The 4,637-nt window shown below is 59.6% G+C and carries 1 protein-coding gene; it reads right to left on the minus strand.

Translation table 11 applies throughout. From position 1 onward, the window contains the following. Positions 1–4,637, minus strand: a 4,637-nt coding sequence (locus ACIQWO_RS27310) for a beta strand repeat-containing protein (RefSeq protein ID WP_402830835.1), incomplete at both ends; no start/stop codon positions are given.

A 4,637-nucleotide genomic window follows, 5' to 3' on the forward strand; every position in this document is an offset into this window, starting at 1 on the left:
TGACTGGAGATATTGGCGTTAGTCGTCATGTCGTAAATCTTGTTACTCGCGGTGACGCCGGACACTCTCACGGCGGCTTTTGCGATCGTCGCTGTAACCGCACGTTGGCTAATTGATGCAAGCGTGTAGTTGGTCGTATCCGTCAGCAATGCACGGATATTCACCGTCTGGTCACCGGCCGATGCGTTGGCAAAGGTGCCAGACAGCGTCGCAAGGCTCGCGTTCACCGAGTTGAGCGTCACCCCGTTAGCCTTATTCGCATCCCCCATGGCTACCGTTACGATGCCGCCGTTGATGTTGGCGTTGGTCGTTGTGTCATAGACCTTATTGCTTGCCGACAGGCCGGAAATTGTCACGTTGGCCTTCTCGATTGTCGCAATGGCCGTGCGCTGGCTCCCGGAGGTCAACGTATAGTTGGTGGTATCCGAAAGTGCGCTCGTCAGCGTCACGGACTGCCTACCGGCGGAACCGTTTGCAAAACGCCCCGACGTGGTGACAAAACTTGAGTCGTATCTCTTGACGGTTGTTCCGTCCGCCGCGTTAGCATCCCCCATATCTACGCCGACCAAGCCTTGGCTGACATTGGCATTAGTGGTTCCATCGTAAACCTTGTTCCATGTCTGCACGTTTTGCACGGTGACGTTCGCCTTGGCGATGGTGGCCGTGGTGTTCGTCTGGCTGCCTGCGGCAACTGAATAGTTAGTCGTGTCAGTCAGCGCGGCATTAATGTTGACCGTCTGATTGCCGGCCGACGCATTGGCGAACTGCCCACTGACCGTGTAGTTGTTGAACGCCGAGGCAGCGGCCAGCGAACCGTTAGCGGCCGACGCATTACCCAACTGCACCGTTGCCGTGCCGTTGCTCGACAGGCGAGCATTCGTGGTGGTGTCGAAGACCTTTCCGCTTGCCGTCACGCCGGACAGAGTGACAGTGGCCTTGGTGATGGTCGCGGTTGTGCTCATGGGAGTCTTCGCCGCCAACGTGAAGTTGGCCGTATCGGTCAACACGGTATTGATGTTCACTGTTTGTTGACCGGCCGAAGCATTGGCAAAATCTCCTCTGACTGTCGCAACACTGGTATTCACGCTGCTAATGGTGCTGCCGTCTGCGCGACTGCTATCGCCCATGGCCACAGTAATGTTCGCGCCTCGCACATCGGCATTGGTGGTCGTGTCATAGACCTTGTCGCTTGCGGAGACGTTGGCGACACTCACTTTCGCCTTGGCGATTGTGGCATTGACCTGGCTTTGGCTGCCCGATGCCAACGTGTAGTTGGCAGTGTCGGTAAGCGCCGTATTGATGTTGACGGCTTTGCGCCCTGCCGATGCACTTGTGAACGCGCCTGTAACGGTTGCTACGCTCGCGTCTTGCGAGTCGACCGTGCTGCCGTCCGCACGATTAGCGTTACCTAGGGAGACGGTGACCAAACCCTGGGTGACATTGGCATTCGTCGTGCCGTCATACACCTTGTTCCAGGCAGATGCTCCTGTGACTGAGACGTTGGCCTTGGAAATCGTCGCGCTCACCTGGCTTGCAGCTCCCGAAACCAGTGAGTAGTTGGTGGTGTCAGTCAGCGCGGCATTAATGTTGACCGTCTGATTGCCGGCCGACGCATTGGCGAACTGCCCACTGACCGTGTAGTTGTTGAACGCCGAGGCAGCGGCCAGCGAACCGTTAGCAGCCGACGCATTACCCAACTGCACCGTTGCCGTGCCGTTGTTCGACAGGCTGGCATTGGTGGTCCTGTCGTAGACCTTGTTGTTGGCCTGAGCGCCAGAGATCGTCACATTCGCCTTGGCGATGGTGGCCGTGGTGTTCGTCTGGCTTGCCGAAGCGAGCGAGTAGTTGGTGGTGTCAGTCAGCGCGGCATTAATGTTGACCGTCTGATTGCCGGCCGACGCATTGGCGAACTGCCCACTGACCGTGTAGTTGTTGAACGCCGAGGCAGCGGCCAGCGAACCGTTAGCGGCCGACGCATTACCCAGCTGCACCGTTGCCGTGCCGTTGCTCGACAGGCTGGCGTTGGTGGTGGTGTCGTAGACCTTGTTGTTGACCTGAGCGCCGATGATCGTGACATTTGCCTTGGCGATGGTGGCCGTGGTGTTCGTCTGGCTGCCTGCGGCAACTGAATAGTTAGTCGTGTCAGTCAGCGCGGTATTGATGTTGACCGTCTGATTGCCGGCCGACGCATTGGCGAACTGCCCACTGACCGTGTAGTTGTTGAACGCCGAGGCAGCGGCCAGCGAACCGTTAGCGGCCGACGCATTACCCAGCTGCACCGTTGCCGTGCCGTTGCTCGACAGGCTGGCATTGGTGGTGGTGTCGTAGACCTTGTTGTTGGCCCGAGCGCCAGCGATCGTCACATTCGCCTTGGCGATGGTGGCCGTGGTGTTCGTCTGGCTTGCCGAAGCGAGCGAGTAGTTAGTGGTATCGGTCAGTGCGGCATTAAGGTTGACCGTCTGATTACCCGCCGACGCATTGGCGAACTGCCCACTGACCGTGTAGTTGTTGAACGCCGAGGCAGCGGCCAGCGAACCGTTAGCAGCCGACGCATTACCCAGCTGCACCGTTGCCGTGCCGTTGTTCGACAGGCTGGCGTTGGTGGTGGTGTCGTAGACCTTGTTGTTGGCCTGAGCACCGGCGATCGTCACATTCGCCTTGGCGATGGTGGCCGTGGTGTTCGTCTGGCTTGCCGAAGCGAGCGAGTAGTTAGTGGTGTCGGTCAGTGCAGCATTAAGGTTGACCGTCTGATTGCCGGCCGACGCATTGGCGAACTGCCCACTGACCGTGTAGTTGTTGAACGCCGAGGCAGCGGCCAGCGAACCGTTAGCGGCCGACGCGTTACCCAACTGCACCGTTGCCGTGCCGTTGCTCGACAGGCTGGCGTTGGTGGTCGTGTCGTAGACCTTGTTGTTGGCCTGAGCGCCAGAGATCGTCACATTCGCCTTGGCGATGGTGGCCGTGGTGTTCGTCTGGCTGCCTGCGGCAACTGAATAGTTAGTCGTGTCAGTCAGCGCGGCATTAATGTTGACCGTCTGATTACCCGCCGACGCATTGGCGAACTGCCCACTGACCGTGTAGTTGTTGAACGCCGAGGCAGCGGCCAGCGAACCGTTAGCGGCCGACGCATTACCCAGCTGCACCGTTGCCGTGCCGTTGCTCGACAGGCTGGCATTGGTGGTGGTGTCGTAGACCTTGTCGTTGGCCCGAGCGCCAGCGATCGTCACATTCGCCTTGGCGATGGTGGCCGTGGTGTTCGTCTGGCTTGCCGAAGCGAGCGAGTAGTTCGTGGTGTCAGTCAGTGCAGCATTAAGGTTGACCGTCTGATTGCCGGCCGACGCATTGGCGAACTGCCCACTGACCGTGTAGTTGTTGAACGCCGAGGCAGCGGCCAGCGAACCGTTAGCGGCCGACGCGTTACCCAACTGTACCGTTGCCGTGCCGTTGTTCGACAGGCTGGCGTTGGTGGTGGTGTCGTAGACCTTGTTGTTGGCCTGAGCACCGGCGATCGTCACATTCGCCTTAGCGATGGTGGCCGTGGTGTTCGTCTGGCTTGCCGAAGCGAGCGAGTAGTTTGTCGTGTCGGTCAGTGCAGCATTAAGGTTGACCGTCTGATTACCGGCCGACGCATTGGCGAACTGCCCACTGACCGTGTAGTTGTTGAACGCCGAGGCAGCGGCCAGCGAACCGTTAGCGGCCGACGCATTACCCAGCTGCACCGTTGCCGTGCCGTTGCTCGACAGGCTGGCGTTGGTCGTGGTGTCGTAGACCTTGTTGTTGGCCTGAGCACCGGCGATCGTCACATTCGCCTTGGCGATGGTGGCCGTGGTGTTCGTCTGGCTGCCTGCGGCAACTGAATAGTTAGTCGTGTCAGTCAGCGCGGCATTAAGGTTGACCGTCTGATTACCCGCCGACGCATTGGCGAACTGCCCACTGACCGTGTAGTTGTTGAACGCCGAGGCAGCGGCTAGCGAACCGTTAGCGGCCGACGCGTTACCCAACTGCACCGTTGCCGTGCCGTTGCTCGACAGGCTGGCGTTGGTGGTCGTGTCGTAGACCTTGTTGTTGGCCTGAGCGCCAGAGATCGTCACATTCGCCTTGGCGATGGTGGCCGTGGTGTTCGTCTGGCTGCCTGCGGCAACTGAATAGTTAGTCGTGTCAGTCAGCGCGGCATTAATGTTGACCGTCTGATTGCCGGCCGACGCATTGGCGAACTGCCCACTGACCGTGTAGTTGTTGAACGCCGAGGCAGCGGCCAGCGAACCGTTAGCGGCCGACGCATTACCCAGTTGCACCGTTGCCGTGCCGTTGCTCGACAGGCTGGCGTTGGTGGTGGTGTCGTAGACCTTGTCGTTGGCCCGAGCGCCAGCGATCGTCACATTCGCCTTGGCGATGGTGGCCGTGGTGTTCGTCTGGCTGCCTGCGGCAACTGAATAGTTAGTCGTGTCAGTCAGCGCGGTATTGATGTTGACCGTCTGATTGCCGGCCGACGCATTGGCGAACTGCCCACTGACCGTGTAGTTGTTGAACGCCGAGGCAGCAGCCAGCGAACCGTTAGCGGCCGACGCATTACCCAGCTGCACCGTTGCCGTGCCGTTGTTCGACAGGCTGGCGTTGGTGGTGGTGTCGTAGACCTT

Source organism: Pandoraea sp. NPDC090278, assembly GCF_044772185.1.
Taxonomy (GTDB): Bacteria; Pseudomonadota; Gammaproteobacteria; order Burkholderiales; family Burkholderiaceae; genus Pandoraea.